The sequence below is a fragment of the Aeromonas sp. R5-1 genome, assembly GCF_040908265.1.
GTDB lineage: Bacteria > Pseudomonadota > Gammaproteobacteria > Enterobacterales > Aeromonadaceae > Aeromonas > Aeromonas caviae.
Genome location: NZ_JBFODJ010000130.1, coordinates 251,793 through 271,375 on the forward strand (window position 1 = coordinate 251,793; position 19,583 = coordinate 271,375).

Below are 19,583 nucleotides of genomic sequence, written 5' to 3' on the forward strand. Positions count from 1 at the left end.
TAGGTGTCTGCATCAGTTGTTCAATGACCGAACTGACCATGTTGCAGCCTCCTTTCAACGACGCGCAGGGCAAGGGAGAGCGGCAGAAAGATCAGCACGCACATCAAGGTCAGCACCGCCAGCATCTCGTAGGTCTTGTAGTAGAGGGCGATGTAGTTCTTGGTGGTGTAGAGCAGCTCCGGCACCGCCACCGCCGAGGCCACCGTGGTCTCTTTGAGCAGAAAGATGAAGTTGGCAAACAGCGCCGGCAGGCTGGCGAGCCAGGCCTGAGGCAGCTGGACGTGGCGCAGCAGCTGCCAGCGGGAGAGGCCGATGGCCCGGCCCGCTTCCAGCTGGCTGGGGGGGATTGCCTGAATGCCCGCCCGCAGCGCCTCGGTGAGGTAACCGCCACCGAGGAAGGTCATGGCGATCACCGCCGTGGCAAAGCCGGAGAGCGAGATGCCGAGCGCCGGCAGCCCGAAGTAGAGAAAGAACAGCTGGATCAAGAGCGGCGTGTTGCGGGCCAGCTCGACATAGGCGCGGATCAGCCCGTTCAGCCAGGGCTTGTGCAGGCTTTGCAGCGTCACATTGAGCAGCGCCACGGCGAGCGAGGTGAGGATCACGATGGCGCCGAGCTGCAAGGTGACCCAGACCGATTGGCCGAACGCCGGCAGGGTGGTGAGAACAAAGGACCAGTCGACGCTCATGCCGGGATCCTCCCGTCGCGGCGCAGCCGCTGGGGCACGACAGTGATGGCGTCCGGGTACTTGATGCCGGCGCCGGTGTTGAGCACCACCACCCGCTCGCCCCCCCGTATCCAGCCCGCTTCCCGCAGCTGGCGGGCGGCGGCGAAGGCGGCCGCCCCTTCCGGGCAGACGAAGCTGCCTTCGCGCGCGGCGAGCTGTCGGATCTCGCGCTGGATGGCGCTATCATCCACCGCGACGGCGCACCCCTCGGTGCGATAGAGGGCGTCCAGCACCAGAAAGTCCCCCAGCGCCTTGGGCACGTTGATGCCGAACGCCAGGGTCTGGGAATCGGGCCAGAAGCGCGATTCGCGCTCCCCCTGCTGCCACGCCTGGACGATGGGGGCGCAGCCGCTCGCCTGCACCGCCACCAGTCGCGGCAGCGGGCCTTTGACCCAGCCCAGCTCCTGCAACTCCCGCAGCGCCTTGTAGATGCCGATGAGACCGACTCCGCCACCGGTGGGGTAGAGGATGACGTCCGGCAGGGTCCAGCCGAGCTGCTCGGCGATCTCCAGCCCCATGGTCTTCTTGCCCTCGATGCGATAGGGCTCCTTGAGGGTGGAGGCATCGAACAGCCCCTGCTCGGCCACCGCCTCGGCCACCTGGCGACCGGCGTCGCTGATGAGGCCGTCCACCAGATAGAGGCGGGCACCGGCCAGCGAGGTCTCCAGTCTTGTGATGGCGGGGGCCGCCTGGGGCATGACTATGGTGCTGCGCAGCCCGGCGCGGGCGCCATAGAGCGCCCAGGCCGCCCCGGCGTTGCCGTTGGTGGGCATGGCGAAGTGGGTGATGCCGAGTTCCCGGGCGCGGGAGACGCCGACCGCGGCGCCGCGGGCCTTGAAAGAACCGGTGGGGATGATGCTCTCATCCTTCATCCAGAGATCCGGAATGCCAATCTGCTTGCCGAAAGCGGGCAGGGGCAGCAGGGGAGTGAAGCCTTCCCCCAGGGTGATCACCTGGGCGGGGTCGCGCACCGGCAGCAGCTCGTGGTAGCGCCACAGGCTGGCGGGGCGGCCCAGCAGCGCGGCCGGGTGCCAGGCCTGTTTCAGGGCCTCGAGGTCGTAGCTGGCCAACAAGGGGGCACCGACCGGGCTCAACTGCTGGGGCTGATCGGCATCCACTATCTCGCCGGTCTTGCTGCAACGCAGATGTGATAGGTAGCTGTACGGCATGCTTTATCCTGAATGGCTCACGTTGGCTGGTGTCTTATTCCATCCTGTGACCCAAGGGCCGGATAACAAACAAAATAAAGCGGCAAACTTAAGCGAAAAAATTCATATGGCTCCCCCGTGCCGACGGGCCACCCTCTGCCACCGGTCGGGGGGTTGGGCCATCCGGCGCGCTTTGTTAACCTGCCCGCTCACTCAAACCGCAGGGAGCCGCCTCGATGCGAGCCATTGTCAGCCTGCTGGCCCTGTCACTGCTCTGTGCGTGCAGCGGCCAGCCAACCAGAGAGGATGCCATGTCAGGGAATACGCGCCTTCACTACCCCGTCACCCGCCAGGGTGAGCAGGTGGATCACTACTTCGGCCAGGCCGTGGCCGACCCCTATCGCTGGCTGGAGGATGATCGCAGCCCCGAGACGGAGGCCTGGGTCAAGGCCCAGAACCGGGTGACTCAGGGTTACCTGGCGCAGATCCCGTATCGCGCCGCCATCAAGGAGAAGCTGGCCGCCTCCTGGAACTACGCCAAGGAGGGAGCGCCGTTTCGCGAAGGGCGCTACCACTACTTCTTCAAGAACGACGGTCTGCAGAACCAGAACGTCCTGTGGCGCCAGCAGGAGGGCAAGCCGGCGGAGGTGTTCCTCGATCCCAATACCCTCAGCCCCGACGGCACCACGGCGCTGGATCAGCTGAGTTTCTCCCGCGATGGCCGCATCCTGGCCTACTCCTTGTCGCTGGCGGGCAGCGACTGGCGCGAGATCCACCTGATGGACGTAGAGAGCAAGCAGCCGCTGGAGGCGCCCCTCAAGGACGTGAAGTTCAGCGGCATCAGCTGGCTCGGCAACGAGGGCTTCTTCTACTCGAGCTACGACAAGCCCGACGGCAGCGAGCTGTCGGCCAGGACCGATCAGCACAAGGTCTATTTCCACCGGCTCGGCACGGCGCAGGAGGATGACCGGCTGGTGTTCGGCGCCATCCCGGCCCAGCACCACCGTTACGTGGGGGCGACCGTCACCGAAGATGACCGCTTCCTGCTTATCTCGGCGGCGAACTCCACCTCGGGCAACCGCCTCTATGTGAAGGATCTGAGCCAGGAGAACGCGCCGCTGCTGACGGTGCAGGGGGATCTGGATGCGGACGTGAGCCTGGTGGACAACAAGGGCGGCACCCTTTACCTGCTGACCAACCGGGACGCCCCCAACGGCCGGCTGGTGACGGTGGATGCCGCCAACCCGGGCCCGGCCCACTGGCGGGACCTCATCCCCGAGCGCCAGCAGGTGCTGACGGTACACAGCGGCAGCGGCTATCTGTTCGCCGAGTACATGGTGGATGCCACCGCCCGGGTCGAGCAGTTCGACTACGAAGGCAAGCGGGTGCGCGAGGTGGCGCTGCCCGGCCTTGGCAGCGTCAGCGGCTTCAACGGCAAGCACGACGATCCCGCCCTCTACTTCAGCTTCGAGCACTATGCCCAGCCGCCGACTCTCTACCGGTTCGAGCCAAAGAGCGGCGCCATCAGCCTCTATCGCGCCTCGGCGGCGCCGTTCAAGCCAGCGGATTACGTTTCCGAGCAGCGCTTCTACCGGAGCAAGGACGGCACCCGGGTGCCGCTCATCATCAGCTACCGCAAGGGGCTGAAACTCGATGGCAGCAACCCGACCATCCTCTACGGCTACGGCGGCTTTGACGTGAGCCTGACCCCGAGCTTCAGCGTGTCGGTGGCCAACTGGCTTGATCTGGGGGGCGTCTATGCGGTGGCGAACCTGCGCGGGGGCGGCGAGTACGGCCAGGCCTGGCATCTGGCGGGCACCCAGCAGAACAAGCAGAACGTGTTCGACGACTTCATCGCGGCGGCCGAGTACCTCAAGGCCGAGGGCTACACCCGTACCGATCGGCTGGCGATCCGCGGTGGCTCCAACGGCGGCCTGCTGGTGGGGGCGGTCATGACCCAGCGGCCGGATCTGATGCGGGTCGCCCTGCCGGCGGTGGGGGTGCTCGACATGCTGCGCTATCACACCTTCACCGCCGGGGCGGGCTGGGCCTATGACTATGGCACCAGCGCCGACAGCGAGGCGATGTTTGACTACCTGAAGGGCTACTCGCCCCTGCACAACGTCCGGGCCGGGGTCAGCTACCCCTCGACCCTGGTGACCACGGCGGATCACGACGATCGGGTGGTGCCGGCCCACTCCTTCAAGTTTGCCGCCACCCTGCAGGCCGACAATGCCGGCCCCCATCCCCAGCTCATCCGCATCGAGACCAATGCCGGGCACGGGGCGGGCACGCCGGTGGCCAAGCTTATCGAGCAGAGTGCGGACATCTATGCCTTCACCCTGTACGAGATGGGCTACAGGGAGCTGCCGCGTCAGCCTTGATCCGGGCGAGACGGGCGCCAGCTATCCACTATCATCAGGGCCCTGCGGGGCCCTTTTCATTGCCGCGTGTTTGAACGTGGGCCTGCGACCATCCCTGTCTCGCTGCTGGCCCGTTTTGGCAGACGGGCCCCATCTGTCATCCCCCCGGTGGTATAGTCAGCCACAAGATCCGCATTCAAGGAGTCCATCGTGAAGAAGATCATCTGCATCCTGCTGGGGTTGGCGCTGGCGGCCGTGGTGGCCATCGCCGCCCTGGTGTCCCTCATCGATCCCAACCAGTTCAAGCCCCAGCTGGTGGAACAGGTGCGCAAGAGCACCGGCCGCGAGCTGGTGATACAAGGTGATATCGGCTGGCGTTTCTGGCCAAGCCTGGGCCTCTCCCTCGAGCAGGTGGCGCTGCGCAACCCCGCCGGTTTCGCCGAGCCCGACCTGGTGCGATTCGAGCAGGGTGAGGCCTCGGTAGGCTTGCTGCCCCTGCTCTCCCACCGGCTTGAGATCGGCAAGGTGACCCTGAGTGGCGCCCATCTGTTTATCCAGACCAGGGCTGATGGCAGCTCCAACCTGAGTGACCTGCTCAAGGCCTCCGCCGACCCCAAGGGGGAGGCGACGACCTCCGAGCCCGCCGCAACGACGCCCCCAGCCGCCAGTGACAAGCAGCCCTGGCAGATCAGCCTGCAAGGCATCGCGCTGGTGGATGCCAGCGCCCTGGTGCGGGACGATCGCAACGGCACCGTCTCCCGGCTCGACAGGCTGGATCTCGATCTGGGGCAGTTGACCCCGGGGGAGTGGGTACCGGTGACCCTGGCCGCCAAGGGGGCACAGGGGGATCTGGCCTTTGATCTCAAGGGTCAGGCCCAGCTCAAACCGGCCCGGGAGGCCATGAAGAGCGAGCTCAAGGATCTCAATCTCAGCGGCAGCCTGAACCAGCCGGCGCAGCGGCTCGATGCCTTCACCCTCAAGGCCGATCGGCTGGCATTGGGGGAGTGGAGCAGTCTGAGCCTTAGCCTCAGCGGGGCACAGGGGGCGGCGGACAAGCCGAGCCTGGCCGGTACGCTGGAGGGGACCCTCAAGGCGCGCCTCGATGAAAACCGGCAACTGCTGGAGATATCGGATGCCGTGCTGGCCGCCAAGCTCAGCGGTGATGCCCTGCCGCACCCGCAGATGCAGGTGAAGCTCGCCGGCTTTGCCCGCGCGGAGCTCGACAAGCAGAGCGTCGCCCTCAGCAACCTGGTGCTGGGAGCAGACGATGCCCTGCTGAGCGGCAGCGGCGCCGTTCGTCTGGGGGCCGTACCCAAAGTGGACTTTGACCTCAAGGGGGAGAAGCTGGATCTCGACGGCTGGCTCGGTCAACCGGCCAAGGCTGCACCTGTGGCCGCCACCTCGGGAGCGGCTGCACCGGCCGGAGCAAAGGAGCAGGCTGCGGCGCCCGCCAACAGGGCGCTCTCCACGGTAGAGCCTGATCTGACCGCCCTCAAGGCGGTGGACCTGGCTGGCCGCCTGCAACTGGGCAGCCTGCGCCTCAAGGGGCTGGATCTCAGCGCCGTCGATCTGCAACTGGCGCTGGCGGGTGGTCAGCTCACCCTCAAGCAGTTCAGTGCCGGGGTGGCCGGCGGCCAGGTGACGGTGAGCGGTCTGCTCGATGCCCGTCAGCAACCCGCCCGCTATCAGGTGCACAAGCGGGTGCAGGGGGTCGATGTGCGGCCCCTGCTGCAGACCCTGGCCCAGACCGACCTGCTGGAAGGCAAGGGGGATCTGGAGGTCGAGGTGCAGGGTAGCGGTCTTTCCGAGCAGGCGCTGCGCAGCCGGATGCAGGGCCAGGTGAAGCTCAAGTTGAGCGATGGCGCCCTGCACGGCATCAACCTGGCGGAGATGATCCGTGAGGCGCGGGCCACCCTGACCGGCAAGGGGGCGGATCAGGTGAAGGAGGTGCGCAAGACCGATTTCAGCGCCCTCACCGCCAGCTTCCAGATTGCCAACGGGATTGCCAGGAGCGACGACATCCAGCTCTTTGCCCCCGCCCTGCGAGTGAAGGGGCAGGGCCAGACTGCTCTGGTGCCGGAGACCCTCGACTTCCTGTTCCTCACCTCCGTGGTGGAGAGCAGCAAGGGGCAGGGGGGCAAGACGGTGGACGAGCTCAAGGACATCACCATACCGGTGCGCATCGGCGGCCACTGGCAGGCGCCGAGCTACAAGCTTGACGTGAAGGAGCTGCTCAGCAACAACAAGGTGCTGGAGGAGAAGGCCCGCAAGGAGGCCGAGCGCGGTCTCAAGAAGCTGCTGGGTGACAAGGCCGACAACGAAGGGGTGAAGGGGATGGCCGACCAGCTGCTCAAGGGCCTGTTCAAATAGCCAACTTCCCGTTGTTGCCATCAAGAGCCCGCCCCGTGCGGGCTCTTTGTTGTGGTGCCGGGCGTCACGGAACGAGGTGTGGTCGGCAACATGAGGTACTATGCGAAACAGTCTTCGAAACCGGGAGCCAGGAGGGTTCATGAACAAACGGGTGCTGATCACCGGCGGCGGCAGAGGTATCGGGGCCGCGACAGCCCGCTATCTGGCGGCGCAGGGTTACCATCTCTGTCTCAACTATCGTCAGGACAGGGTGTCCGCCGAGGCGGTGGTGGCCGAGATCCTGGCCACCCATCCGGTCGAGTGCATCGCGGTGCAGGCCGATGTCAGCGTGGAGGCCGAGGTGGTGCGCCTGTTCGAGGAGATGGACGCGAGGCTCGGCCCCGTCACTCATCTGGTGAACAACGCCGGCAGGTTGCAGCCCCAGATGCGGGTGCTGGAGATGAGCGCAGAGCGCATCAACCAGACCCTGACCACCAATGTCACCAGCTGCTTTCTCTGCTGCCGCGAGGCGGTGCGCCGCATGACGGCGGGGGGCGCCATCGTCAACGTCTCTTCTGCCGCTGCGCGCCTGGGCTCCCCCGGGGAGTACGTGGATTATGCCGCCGCCAAGGGGGCCGTCGACGTGCTGACCAGAGGCTTGTCGCTGGAGCTGGCGGCTCAGGGGATCCGGGTCAACGGGGTGCGTCCTGGTTTCATCTACACCGACATGCATGCCGACGGCGGCGAGCCCGGCCGGGTGGACAGGATCAAGGGGGCCATTCCGCTGCAACGGGGCGGCGAACCCCGTGAGGTGGCGGCCGCCATCGCCTGGCTGCTGTCGGACGAGGCCTCCTATGCCACCGGTACCTTTATCGATGTGGCGGGCGGGCGCTAGGTCATCTTCAACAAGCCTTTCGTCAACGAGAAGGGGCGCCATGGCGCCCCTTCTGCTTATTCTCCCAGCAGCTGTTGCCAGACCGCCAGCACATGGCCCCGCTCTCGCGGCAACTGATCGTCCCCCACCTTGCGGGAGATCTCCGAGAGATTGAGGCGATGGCCAAGGTTGCGGATCTCCAGATAGGCCTGCTTGAGCCCCTCCGCCTGCTCCAGTGTGAGCACCCCCGCCATGACGCACTCATCGAAGATGCGCACATTGTCTGACCAGCGGGTGAGGGCGTCCGGCTCACCGCAGGCATGGGCCAGCACCAGGTACTGGGCGATGAACTCGATGTCCACCATGCCACCGGGGGACTGCTTGAGATCGAACTCTCCCTCTCCCGCCTTGAGCAGGTGATCCCGCATCTTCTGGCGCATCTCCCGCACTTCGCGGGCCAGGGTGGGCAGATCCCGCTCCTTGGCCAGCACGTCGCGGCGGATACGGGCAAATTCGGCGACCACGGCATCATCGCCATAGATGGGACGGGCTCGCACCAGGGCCTGATGCTCCCAGGTCCAGGCTTCCTGCTGCTGGTACTGCTCATAGGCCGACAGCGATGAGACCAGCAGGCCGGCGTCGCCGGAGGGGCGCAGCCGCATGTCGATCTCGTAGAGGATGCCGGACGGAGTGCGGGTGCTGAACAGATGCAGGATCCGCTGGGCCAGGCGCAGGTAGAACTGGCGGCTGTCGATGGGCTTGCGGCCATCGGTGTAACTGTTGGGGTCGCCGCCGTGCAGGAACACCAGATCGAGATCCGAGCCGTAGCCGAGTTCGATGCCCCCCAGCTTGCCGTAGGCCACCACCGCAAAGCCGCGCTGGCCGCTCACCGCCACCTCGGGCGGTACCCCGTAGCGTTCGCTCATCTGGGCCCACGCCTGATTGACCACCTCCTCGGTGATCGCCTCCGCCAGCCAGGTGAGGTGGTCGCTCACCTTCATCAGCGGCAGGGCACCGGCGATGTCGGCGGCGACGATGCGCAGGAGCTGCACCTGCTTGAATTGGCGCAGCGCCTCCATCTGCTGCTCCACGTCCTCCTCGGGGATGCGCAGCAGGAACTGGCGCAGCTGGGGCTTGTACTGATCCAGCGGGGTGGGGTGGTAGAGGTGTTGCGGGTCGAGCAGCTCGTCCAGCAGGATGGGGTAGCGGGCCAGCTGCTCGCTCACCAGGTTGCTCTCGTCACACAGGCGCACCAGCTGGCGCAGGGCGGCGGGGTTTTCCGCCAGCAGTTGCAGATAGGCGCTGCGGGTGAAGATGCGGGTCAGCAGGGTGCAGACCCGCTCGAACAGGCGGGCGGGCTCGCGGCTCGCCACCACCAGGCGCAGCAGCTCCGGCATCAGCCAGTCCAGGGCGATGCGTCCCTGGGGCCCCACCTGACGGCGCTTGTACTCCTCCTTGAAACGCAGCAGGGCGGCGCAGAGGGGGGCGGGCTCCACCACTCCCTGCGTGGTCAGCAGTTTTTCCAGCTCGGCGGCATCAAGCTCGGTGCGCCAGAGATCGAGCCAGAGCTGTTCCAGGTGGGCGGGGGCCTCCTTCTCTTCCCCCACCACGGCGACGAACTCCTGATGGACGGCGGCCATCTCCTCATCGAGGTGGGCCATGAAGGCGTCCCAGTCGGTAAAGCCGAGGGTGGCGATGAGCCGCTGGCGATCCCGATCCTCGGTGGGCAGAGTCTGGGTCTGCTGATCGCCGATCTCCTGCAAGATGTTTTCCACCCGGCGCAGGAAGCGATAGGCGGTGAGCAGGCGTTCGCACTGGCTCCCCTCCAGGGCGCCCCCCTGGGCGATGGCGGCCAGCGCCTCGGGCAGGTGGCGTACCCGCAGGGCGGGCTCGCGCCCGCCACGGATGAGTTGCAGCGCCTGGGCGATGAACTCCACCTCGCGAATGCCCCCGGCCCCCAGCTTGATGTTGCCCTCCAGTCCCTTGCGGCGCACCTCGGCGGCGATCATCGCCTTCATCTGGCGCAGGCCGTCGATGACGCCGAAGTCGATATAGCGGCGGAACACGAAGGGGCGCAGCAGTTCGGTCAGGGCCATGGCGTGTTCGCATTGGGGGCCCAGCACCCGCGCCTTGACCATGGCGTAGCGTTCCCAGTTGCGGCCGTGATGCTGGTAGTAGTCCTCCATGGCGGCGAAGGAGATGGCGAGCGGCCCCGCATCGCCAAAGGGGCGCAGCCGCATGTCGACCCGGAACACCTGACCATCCTGGGTGGGCTGGTGGAGGGCGTTGATGAGACGCTGCCCCAGCTTGATGAAGAACTGCTGGTTGGCGAGCTCCCGCCGCCCGCCAACGGTGTAGCCGTTCTCGGGGAAGGTGAAGATAAGGTCGATGTCCGAGGAGAAGTTGAGCTCGCCGCCGCCGAGCTTGCCCATCCCGAGGATGAGCAGCGGCTGGGGGTTACCATCGCCGTCCATGGGGGTGCCCAGCTCGCTGCACTGTTTGGCGTAGAGCCAGTCGCGGGCTCCACAGATGAGGGCATCCGCCAGCTTGGTGAGATGGATGAAGCTCTCTTCGACCTCGGACTCCCCGAGCAGCTCGCGCCAGGCGATCACCAGCATGCGGCTGCGGCGGAACTGGCGCAGGATGCGCTTGAGCGCCTCCTCGTCCGCGACCTCGGCGAGCAGGGCTGCGAGCTCAGGTTCATAGGCGGGCCAGCGCTCGGCCCGGGTCAGTGCGTCCGATGCCAGGGTCTCGGCCAGCAGCCCCGGCTGCTTGATAAGGGAGTCGGCGACAAAGTCGGAGAGGCCGAGCAGGGTCAGCAGGGTCTGGCGGGTGGGCTCGGGCAGTGCGTCATACTGGGGCGCCAGGGCGAGCAGCCGCTGCCAGTGGCGCAGGGCCTGCTCCTGCAACAAGGGAGAGAAGGCGGAGAAAGAGGGAGAGTGCTGGGCCACGGTTGCCATCCTTGTGGTTGACGAGTCTGCAGGGAGAGTGAAATGCCGGCTGCCAATCTAGCACTCCCGGGCGCTGGCGTCACAGCGCCGCTGCCCGGAAGGTGATCCGGCGACGGATCTGGCGATCGGCCGGGCTCAGGGACGCCGGTAGATCTCGGGGTCGTAGATTTCCATCAGGCTGCCGGGGCTTCTCGGCGGCACAAAACCGAAACCGGCGTAGAGGCCGTGGGCATCGGAGGTGGCGAGGGAGAGACGGCGCAGCCCTTGCAGCTCCGGGTGGGCGAGGATCGCTGCCACCAGGGCCTTGCTGTGACCGCGCCCGCGATGTTCGGGCAGCACGAAGACGTCGGCGAGATAACCGAAGGTGGCCTTGTCGGTGATGACCCGGGCGAAGGCGACCTGCTGGCCATCGAGATAGGCTCCGAAGCACAGGGAGTGGTTGATGGCCCGCTGCAGGGTGGCGAGGGGAATGCCGAGGCACCAGTAGGCCTCTTCACTGAGGAAACGGTGAATGAGCGGGACGTCGAGGCGTCCCTTGTCGTCGCTTATCTCAAGCGCAGGTTCTGTGGTCTGCATCCTGGCTCCTTGCCGTGATGAAAAAAGAAAGGCCCCTAAGGGGGCCTTCCAGTGTACTCAAATCACGACCTCAGGCCAGCCTGTAGGTTTGACGATGGGCGCCAGCATCAGGCCAGCTTGAAGGCCTGGATATGGCTGTCCAGCGTCTGGCTGTGGTGTTCCACCAGTTCGGAGGCATCTTTCAGCTCCCGCAGCACCACGACGGAGCCTTCCACCACCTGTTTGACCTGCTCCAGGTTGGCATTCATCTCCTCGGCGACCGAGCTCTGCTGCTCGGAGGCGGCGGCGATCTGGCGGTTCATGTCGGCCACTCCCTGCACCCGTTGCACTATGGTGTCGAGCTGGGTACCTGCCTGGGTCACCTGCTCCACCCCCTTGTCCGCCTGCTGCACGCTCTCGGCCATCAGGCCGACGGCCTGGCGGGCGTTGCCCTGAAGCTGCTCGATCATCTTCTGGATCTCGACGGTGGCTGCCTGGGCACGGTTCGCGAGTTCGCGCACCTCGGAGGCGACCACGGCAAAACCGCGACCCGCCTCACCGGCGCGGGCGGCCTCGATGGCGGCGTTCAGGGCCAGCAGGTTGGTCTGCTCGGAGATGCTGCGGATGGTGTCCACCACGGAGCCGATGCGATCGACCCCGTGCTCCACTTCGTTGACCACGGTGGAGGAGCGCTGGATGTTGCCGGAGAGAGTGTCGATGGTGTTGACGGTAGCCGCCACGCAGCGGCTGCCCTCCTCGGCCAGCTGGCTGGTTTCGGCGGTGGCGTGGGACGCCTGCTCCGCGTGGTTGGCCACTTCTCGAATGGCACCCACCATCTGGCTCATGGCGCTGGCAAGCTGCTCAATCTGGGTGAACTCCTCGTTGATGGCCTCGTTCGCCTCATCCATGCAGAGAGTCACCTGGGAGGCGATCTCGTTGAGCTCCTTGCAGGCGGCACGCTGGGTCCCGAACACCTCCTTGAGGTTCTCCTGGGAGTGGGCCACCGCCTTGGCGATGTCGCCGAACTCGTCCCGGGACTTGAGCAGCACGCTGTGGCTGAGATCCTTGTTGGCGAAACGCTCCAGCAGCCCCACCAGGTAGTGGACCTGCTTGACCATGAGGCGGGAGCCGGTGAGCAGCAGCACCACGAAGACGACCCCCATGAGCGCCGTCTCCACCAGCCCGGTCCAGAGCAGGCGATCGGCGATGGTGTTGGCCATGGCGGCATCAATGCCCTCGCTGAGCAGGGTCGCTTCCAGGTTGCTGGCATCGAACCAGAGTTTGGCCAGCAGCAGCAGGGTGCTGAACACCATGAGCAGCACCACCTTGGGCACCAGTCGGATGTTGCTCATGCGCCTCTCCAGCGGGTTCAACTGCATAATTTTTCTCCTTTCAACGTCCATTATTCCTTTGCCGTCATAGCTATCGGCATTATCTTCCTTTTTATTAATTTGCACCGTGCTTAAAGTTGGAAAATGTATGCGACATCACTTAACTCATTTGCGTACCATGGATCTGCTGATGGGGTTTCTCTCCGTGATTTCGGTCTGCCTGGTGGCAGCTCGCTGGCTGGGGCACGGTGAACTGAGCCCCCAGACTTTGCAGCTCTTTTATGATGTCGACAGCCTGATCTGCTACTTCTTCCTCGCTCACTTCGCCTATGGCTGGGCGCGCGCCTCCGACAGGATGGCCTTCTTCAAGAGCAACTGGTTCTATCTGCCCGGCAGCCTGCCCATGGTGGAACAACTGCGCTGGGCGCGGCTCATCCAGCTGTGGCGGGTCTACCAGTTGCTCCGGGACAGACCGGATCTGCTGGCCATGTTCCGTCGTGAACGCAACGAAACCACCCTCTCCGGCATTCTCTTCCTCTTCTTCCTGTTGCTGGGGGTCGGCTCCGGCGTCATGTACTGGCTGGAAACGGGGCAACCCGGCAGCCAGATCCAGACTCCTTACGATGCCTTCTGGTGGACGCTGGTGACCCTCTCTACCGTGGGGTACGGGGATCTGGTGCCCAAGACGGAGGAGGGGCGCTTCGTCGCCAGCCTGCTGATCCTCTTTGGCGTGGGGTTGTTTGGCGCCCTCAGCGGCTTCATGGCCAGCCTGTTCGTCCATCCCGGCAAGACCAACGACGACACCGCGGTGTGGCGACGCCAACAGAGCGAACAGCAGGCGCAACTGCTCAAAGAGCTCAAAGCCCTGCGCGCCGAGGTGCAGGCGCTGAAACAGAAGTAGGTGCGACGTCTGGAATGGTCGCGTCGTAAACCGGCGGCGCTGCGAGACAGCTCTCACTCGGGGAGATGGCGCTTTTCTTTGCTTGTCCTTTGACCCGCAGGCGGCTTAACATTCGGCCTGCAACCTAATCCAACGAAGAGAATCGATCGACCATGCGCGCCCTTCTCGGGATCCTGATCTGCTTGTGTGCCCAACAGGCACTAGCCGATACCCGCTATGTTTCAGACAACATCTTTACCTATATCCACAACGGTCCGGGTACCCAGTACCGGATCCTCGGCAGCGTCAAGGCCGGTGAGCCGCTGGAGGTCAAGGCGGTGAACCAGGAGGCCGGATTCACCCAGGTGGTGGACGGTCGTGGCCGCGAGGGCTGGATCAAGAACAGCGAGCTGCAGGGGGAGATCAGCCTGCGTGAACGCCTTCCCCAGGTTCAGAAAGAGCTGGACGAAGCCAAGGCCCGTCTGCTGAACCTCAATGGCGATAACGAGAAACGCTTCGCCGAGAAGGATGGCAAGATCGCCGAGCAGAGCAAGGAGATCGCCAGCCTCAAAGCCCGTCTGGACAGCCAGAGCGCCGAGATGAGCAGCCTCAAGGAACAGAACGACGCCCTGACCCAGAGCTATGACAACCGTGAGCACGACATGCAGATGGACTGGTTCATCCGCGGTGGTGCCATGGTGGGGGGCGGCATCCTGCTCGGGATCCTCCTGCCCATGCTCCCGCGCCGTCGCAAGAGCAGCGAGCGCTGGATGAACTGATCGCCCCTGCGGTCAACAGGATGAAAGGTCGCCAGAGGCGGCCTTTTTTCATGGTGTGTCTGGCGAGAAGAGGGCCATGTCGGGGGTCGCCATCGGCCCTTCCCGCTCGTAATATGAGGCGAACGATCCTGTGCCGCGAGCATTCTCAACAAGAGCCTTCATCATATGTCATCAACTGAACAGGCCTTCTGGTTCGTGCTGGGGGGCGATCACCTCGTCCTGCTGGATGAACAGGGGCGCATTCCACAAGGGGCCCGCGCCGTTTTGCCCACCCATCTGCACACCGCCCCCTTCGAGCGCTTCGACGAGTGGGACGGCCTGCCTTGCCATCTGCTGGATCTGGGGGCGGAGGCGGAGACCGGGGCCATGGCCCCGCTGCGCCAGCTCATGGTGGCGGGGGACGAAGAGGGCTTTCGCCTTGCAGGACGGGCCTGGCAGCTCGCCACTTTTCGCCGAACCCATCGTTTCTGCGGTGAGTGCGGCGCCCCCATGACCCCGAGGGAAGGAGAGTGGGCCCAGGGGTGTCATCATGGCCATGTCGTCTATCCGCGCATCTCCCCCTGCATCATCGTCGCGGTGCGCAAGGGGCCGGCTATCTTGCTGGCAGCCCACCGCCGTCACTATCAGGCGGATGATCCCATGTATACCGTGCTGGCCGGCTTCGTGGAGGCAGGGGAGAATCTGGAGCAGTGCGTGGCGCGGGAGGTGTTCGAGGAGAGCGGCATCCGGGTGACCAATGTGCGTTACGTGGCGAGCCAGCCCTGGCCCTTCCCCCACAGCCTGATGATGGGCTTCACCGCCGACTACGAGAGCGGCGAGATCCGGGTGCAGGATGACGAACTGGTGGCGGCAGGTTTCTTTGAGGCTGACCGGCTGCCGCGCTTGCCCCCTCATGGCACCATAGCGCGCCGGCTCATCGAACAGTGCCTCGCCGAGGCGCGTTGAGGGAAAACGGGGGCGCTTGTATGCGCCCCCTCACATCTTTGCACTCCTGCGGCGATGTGCGGCGTCAGGGGCGCCCTCAGCCTTGCACAAAGTGGTATCATGTCCGCCATTTTATGCGTGACATGACTCAGGAACTGGGATGAAAGAGCTGAAAAACGATCGATACCTGCGTGCCCTGCTGCGCCAGGAAGTGGACATGACCCCGGTATGGATGATGCGTCAGGCTGGCCGTTATCTGCCGGAATACAAGGCGACCCGCGCCGTTGCGGGGGATTTCATGTCCCTGTGTCGCAACGCCGAGCTGGCCTGTGAAGTCACCTTGCAGCCCCTGCGCCGCTATCCACTCGATGCCGCCATTCTCTTCTCCGACATCCTGACCGTGCCCGATGCCATGGGGCTGGGCCTCTACTTCGAGCACGGGGAAGGCCCGCGCTTCGAGCGCCCGATCACCTCCATGGCCGACGTGCAGGCCCTGCCCATCCCGGATCCGGAAGACGAGCTTGGCTACGTGATGAATGCGGTGCGCACCATCCGCCGCGAGCTCAAGGGCGACGTGCCGCTCATCGGCTTCTCCGGCAGCCCCTGGACCCTGGCCACCTACATGGTGGAGGGGGGCAGCTCCAAGGCGTTCACCAAGATCAAGCAGATGATGTATGCAGAGCCGCAGACCCTGCACCTGCTGCTCGACAAACTGGCAGACAGCGTGATTGCCTACCTCAACGCCCAGATCAAGGCGGGTGCCCAGGCGGTCATGGTATTCGACACCTGGGGCGGCGTGCTCACCCCGCGGGATTACCGTGACTTCTCCCTGCAGTACATGCACAAGATCGTCGATGGCCTGGTCCGTGAACATGAGGGCCGCCGTGTGCCGGTCACCCTGTTCACCAAGAACGGCGGCCAGTGGCTGGAGCAGATCGCCGCCACCGGCTGCGATGCGTTGGGGCTGGACTGGACCACCGACATCGCGGACGCCAAACGCCGGGTGGGCGACAAGGTGGCGCTGCAAGGCAACATGGACCCCTCCATGCTCTACGCCACCCCGGAGCGGATCCGCGAAGAGGTCGCCACCATTCTGGCCGGTTTCGGTCATGGCAACGGTCATGTCTTCAACCTGGGCCACGGCATCCATCAGGATGTGGACCCGGAACATGCCGGCGTGTTCGTCAACGCGGTGCATGAGCTCTCCGCCCGGTACCATGGTCGCTGAGGGCGGCAAACAGCGTGATGAACGGGGCCTGCGGGCCCCGTTTTGCTGTCCGTGACACAGGGGGCTGCATCCTGGTCGCGGCTCGGGTTACACTGCACCCCCATGTTGGCCGTCGTGGCCGGGATGGGGTCGTTGAGGGGCAGGAGGCTGGATGGAGAAGCGGGCGTGGGATTGGGGCATCGACCTTGGCGGGACCAAGTGCGAGTGCGTGGTGCTCGATGGCGACGAGGTGTTGCTGCGCCACCGCATTCCCACTGAACGGCACGGCGGCTACCAGCACATGCTGGGCCAGATCGCCAAACTGGTGGACGAGTGTGCCGCCAAACTCGGTCAGCGTCCTGCACTCATCGGCATGGGGACGCCGGGGGCCCGGGACCCCCAGACCGGGCTGCTGAAAAACAGCAACACCACCGAGTTCAACGGCAAGCCGCTCAAGGAAGATCTTGAGCGCAGGCTGGGCGTCCCCGTGCTCATCGCCAACGACGCCAACTGTTTCGCCCTGGCGGAAACCCATCTGGGGGCGGTGCGCCAGCATCACCCCTCTGCACGCGTGGTGTTCGGCATCATCATGGGCACCGGAGTCGGGGCCGGCATCGTCATCAACGGCCAGATCCTCAACGGTCACCACGGCATCGCCGGGGAGTGGGGGCACAACGTCCTGTTGCCGGAGGGGCCAGAGTGCTACTGCGGCAAGCGCGGCTGCGTCGAAACCCTCATCAGCGGCCCGGCCCTGGAGGCCTGGTACGAGGCCAGGACCAAACGCCGTCTCTCGCTCGCCCAGATTGCTGCGGCCAGTGCCCATGATCATGTCGCCAGGCTCACCATGGACAGGTTGCACCTGTTGTTCGGCCAGGCCCTCGCCAACGTGATCAATATTCTCGATCCGGACGTCATCGTCATCGGTGGCGGCGTGGGCAATGTGCAGAGCCTCTATCGCGCCGGGCGCGAAACGGTATTGCCCTTCCTGTTCAACCCCCGCTTCGCCACCCCCATGATAGCGCCGGCCCTGGGGGACAGCGCCGGGGTATTCGGTGCCGCACTGCTGGCCCGCGGCGTCTTTCGCGAGGCACTGCTCTCGTGAGTCGCCCCTTCCTCCCATCCCTTTGTCGCAGCTAAGGACACAACGTTTCCATGATCAAGATTGCCATCAACGGCTATGGCCGCATCGGCCGCAACGTGCTGCGGGCCCTCTACGAGAGCGGCCGCGACAAGACCATCAAGATAGTGGCCATCAACGAGCTGGCGGCCCCCGAGGCCATGGTGCACCTGACCCGCTTCGACACCAGTCACGGCCGCTTCCGCTATCCGGTACAACTGGCGGGCAACAGCATGCAGGTGGGGGAGGATCTCATCGCCCTGTTTGCCGAGAAGGATCCGTCCAGGCTGCCTTGGCGGGCGCTGGGAGTGGACGTGGTGCTGGACTGCACCGGGGTGTTCGGCTCCCGGGCCGATGCCGAGCTGCATCTGGGGGCGGGAGCGGGCAAGGTGCTCTTCTCCCATCCGGCGGACGCGGACGTGGATGCAACCATCGTCTACGGGGTCAACCACCTGGTGCTGACCGGGCGGGAGCGGATTGTCTCCAACGCCTCCTGCACCACCAACTGCGTGGTCCCCGTCATCGAAACATTGCATCGAGAATTCGAGATAAATTGTGGTACTATTACGACAATTCATTCGGCCATGCACGATCAGCAAGTCATCGATGCCTATCACGGCGACTTGCGCAGAACCCGGGCAGCCAGCCAGTCCATCATCCCGGTGGACACCAAGCTGGCAAAGGGGTTGGAACGTATCCTTCCCCACTTCGCCGGCAAGTTCGAGGCGATCGCGGTGCGGGTACCCACCATCAATGTAACCGCCATGGATCTGAGCATTACTGTTCGTAAAAAAGTGACAGTTAGTGACGTAAATCAAGCCCTGCAACGGGCATCCAGAGGTACATTACACGGTATTCTGGACTACACGGAAGAGCCACTGGTCTCCGTAGACTTTAATCATGATGCACACTCCTGCATCATTGATGGTACCCAGACCCGGGTCAGCGATGCCAACCTCGTCAAGATGTTGATGTGGTGCGATAACGAATGGGGCTTCGCCAACCGCATGCTGGATACCACCCGGGCCATGATGGCCGCAGGCTGAAAGTCTGCACCGGGCGCAAGGTTACTGTTTTTTTAACATTACCTGAAAATATATAGAGGACTGAATATGTCTGTTATCAAGATGACCGACCTGGATCTGGCGGGCAAACGCGTTCTGATCCGTGCTGACCTGAACGTGCCGGTAAAAGACGGCAAGGTCACTTCCGATGCACGTATCGTTGCGACTCTGCCGACCATCAAGCTGGCTCTGGAAAAGGGCGCCAAGCTGATGATCACCTCCCACCTGGGTCGTCCGACCGAGGGTGAATACAACGAAGAATTCTCCCTGGCTCCGGTTGTCAACTATCTGAAAGACGCACTGTCCTGCCCGGTTCGTCTGGCCAAAGACTACCTGGATGGCGTAGACGTCGCCGCCGGTGAGCTGGTTGTGCTGGAAAACTGCCGTTTCAACAAAGGCGAGAAGAAGAACACCGAAGAGCTGGCCAAAAAATACGCCGCCCTGTGTGACGTCTTTGTAATGGATGCGTTCGGTACTGCTCACCGTGCCGAAGGCTCCACCTACGGTGTGGCCCAGTTCGCGCCGGTTGCCTGTGCAGGCCCCCTGCTGGCCGGTGAACTGGAAGCCCTGGGCAAAGCCATGCTCAAGCCCGAGCGCCCCATGGTTGCCATCGTGGGCGGCTCCAAGGTCTCCACCAAGCTGACCGTACTGGAATCCCTCTCCAAGATCGCTGACCAGCTGGTGGTCGGTGGTGGCATCGCCAACACCTTCATCGCTGCTGCCGGTCACAACGTCGGCAAGTCCCTGTGCGAGCACGACCTGATCGACACCGCCAAGAAACTGGCTGCCGAGACCAACATTCCGGTGACCACCGACGTGGTTGTGGGTAGCGAATTCTCCGAATCCACCCCGGCCACCATCAAGTCCGTGTCCGACGTGACTGACGGCGACATGATCTTCGACATCGGTCCGGATTCCGCCAAGGCCCTGGCCGACATCATCATGAACGCCAAGACCATCCTGTGGAACGGCCCGGTCGGTGTGTTCGAGTTCGACCAGTTCGCTGAAGGCACCAAGGTGATCGCCGAAGCCATCGCCGCTTCCCCGGCCTTCTCCATTGCTGGCGGTGGTGACACCCTGGCTGCCATCGACAAGTTCGGCATCGCCGACAAGGTCTCCTACATCTCCACCGGCGGCGGCGCCTTCCTGGAGTTCGTAGAAGGCAAGGTACTGCCGGCTGTCGCGATTCTCGAAGAGCGCGCCAAAGCCTAATTGACCCGGGACGGGGGGCAAAAGCCTCCCGTTTCGTTTATCATGTGGCCGCTGTGCCGGTTCATGATGAACCCCCCACTTTTTATTAACGGCATACGAGACAG

Annotated in this window: 15 protein-coding genes; 10 read left to right on the forward strand and 5 right to left on the reverse strand. The window is 64.5% G+C overall.

Annotated elements, in window-relative coordinates; genetic code table 11:
* Positions 1-20 precede the first annotated feature (20 nt).
* Both AB5Y64_RS20080 and AB5Y64_RS20085 read right to left on the reverse strand, forming a co-directional pair.
* Positions 21-686, reverse strand: coding sequence for an amino acid ABC transporter permease (locus AB5Y64_RS20080; RefSeq protein WP_368204381.1), 666 nt, complete (start codon positions 684-686; stop codon positions 21-23).
* Positions 683-1,894, reverse strand: a complete 1,212-nt coding sequence (locus tag AB5Y64_RS20085; protein ID WP_069651908.1) for a threonine synthase — start codon at positions 1,892-1,894, stop codon at positions 683-685. Before AB5Y64_RS20085 ends, AB5Y64_RS20080 begins: the two co-directional genes overlap by 4 nt.
* 215 nt (positions 1,895-2,109) lie before the next feature.
* Between AB5Y64_RS20085 and AB5Y64_RS20090 the strand changes: the two genes are divergently transcribed.
* The 3 genes from AB5Y64_RS20090 (at position 2,110) to AB5Y64_RS20100 (ending at position 7,480) form a co-directional block, all read left to right on the forward strand.
* Complete coding sequence (locus tag AB5Y64_RS20090) at positions 2,110-4,257, forward strand: prolyl oligopeptidase family protein (RefSeq protein WP_039040555.1); 2,148 nt, start codon at positions 2,110-2,112, stop codon at positions 4,255-4,257.
* 189 nt (positions 4,258-4,446) lie between these two features.
* Positions 4,447-6,606: an AsmA family protein gene (locus AB5Y64_RS20095; protein ID WP_039040554.1), complete on the forward strand. Its 2,160-nt coding sequence runs from the start codon at positions 4,447-4,449 to the stop codon at positions 6,604-6,606.
* A 139-nt stretch (positions 6,607-6,745) separates the two neighbouring features.
* Positions 6,746-7,480, forward strand: a complete 735-nt coding sequence (locus tag AB5Y64_RS20100; protein WP_039040553.1) for an SDR family oxidoreductase — start codon at positions 6,746-6,748, stop codon at positions 7,478-7,480.
* 56 nt (positions 7,481-7,536) lie between these two features.
* Here the strand turns inward: AB5Y64_RS20100 and glnE are convergent, their stop codons facing one another.
* The 3 genes from glnE to AB5Y64_RS20115 all read right to left on the reverse strand — a co-directional run bounded on the left by glnE (position 7,537) and on the right by AB5Y64_RS20115 (position 12,344).
* Complete coding sequence (gene glnE, locus AB5Y64_RS20105) at positions 7,537-10,410, reverse strand: bifunctional [glutamate--ammonia ligase]-adenylyl-L-tyrosine phosphorylase/[glutamate--ammonia-ligase] adenylyltransferase (RefSeq protein WP_039040552.1); 2,874 nt, start codon at positions 10,408-10,410, stop codon at positions 7,537-7,539.
* 135 nt (positions 10,411-10,545) lie between these two features.
* On the reverse strand, positions 10,546-10,986 hold the full coding sequence (locus AB5Y64_RS20110; protein ID WP_039040551.1) for a GNAT family N-acetyltransferase: 441 nt from the start codon (positions 10,984-10,986) through the stop codon (positions 10,546-10,548).
* Between the two features lie 107 nt (positions 10,987-11,093).
* The gene (locus AB5Y64_RS20115; RefSeq protein ID WP_010675666.1) at positions 11,094-12,344 is read right to left on the reverse strand and encodes a methyl-accepting chemotaxis protein; all 1,251 of its coding nucleotides are present in this window, start codon (positions 12,342-12,344) and stop codon (positions 11,094-11,096) included.
* A gap of 100 nt (positions 12,345-12,444) precedes the next feature.
* On the opposite strand from AB5Y64_RS20115, the gene AB5Y64_RS20120 reads away from it, so the two are divergent.
* The 7 genes from AB5Y64_RS20120 (at position 12,445) to AB5Y64_RS20150 (ending at position 19,479) form a co-directional block, all read left to right on the forward strand.
* The gene (locus AB5Y64_RS20120; protein ID WP_029314808.1) at positions 12,445-13,197 is read left to right on the forward strand and encodes a potassium channel family protein; all 753 of its coding nucleotides are present in this window, start codon (positions 12,445-12,447) and stop codon (positions 13,195-13,197) included.
* 152 nt (positions 13,198-13,349) lie between these two features.
* Complete coding sequence (locus tag AB5Y64_RS20125) at positions 13,350-13,955, forward strand: TIGR04211 family SH3 domain-containing protein (RefSeq protein ID WP_010675664.1); 606 nt, start codon at positions 13,350-13,352, stop codon at positions 13,953-13,955.
* Between the two features lie 165 nt (positions 13,956-14,120).
* The gene (gene nudC / locus AB5Y64_RS20130; RefSeq protein WP_039040550.1) at positions 14,121-14,900 is read left to right on the forward strand and encodes an NAD(+) diphosphatase; all 780 of its coding nucleotides are present in this window, start codon (positions 14,121-14,123) and stop codon (positions 14,898-14,900) included.
* A 139-nt stretch (positions 14,901-15,039) separates the two neighbouring features.
* On the forward strand, positions 15,040-16,107 hold the full coding sequence (hemE, locus tag AB5Y64_RS20135) for a uroporphyrinogen decarboxylase (RefSeq protein WP_039040549.1): 1,068 nt from the start codon (positions 15,040-15,042) through the stop codon (positions 16,105-16,107).
* A 151-nt stretch (positions 16,108-16,258) separates the two neighbouring features.
* Complete coding sequence (locus tag AB5Y64_RS20140; protein ID WP_039040548.1) at positions 16,259-17,188, forward strand: ROK family protein; 930 nt, start codon at positions 16,259-16,261, stop codon at positions 17,186-17,188.
* A gap of 50 nt (positions 17,189-17,238) precedes the next feature.
* Positions 17,239-18,249, forward strand: coding sequence for an erythrose-4-phosphate dehydrogenase (epd, locus tag AB5Y64_RS20145; RefSeq protein WP_039040547.1), 1,011 nt, complete (start codon positions 17,239-17,241; stop codon positions 18,247-18,249).
* 66 nt (positions 18,250-18,315) lie between these two features.
* Positions 18,316-19,479, forward strand: a complete 1,164-nt coding sequence (locus AB5Y64_RS20150) for a phosphoglycerate kinase (RefSeq protein WP_039040546.1) — start codon at positions 18,316-18,318, stop codon at positions 19,477-19,479.
* Positions 19,480-19,583: the final 104 nt, after the last annotated feature.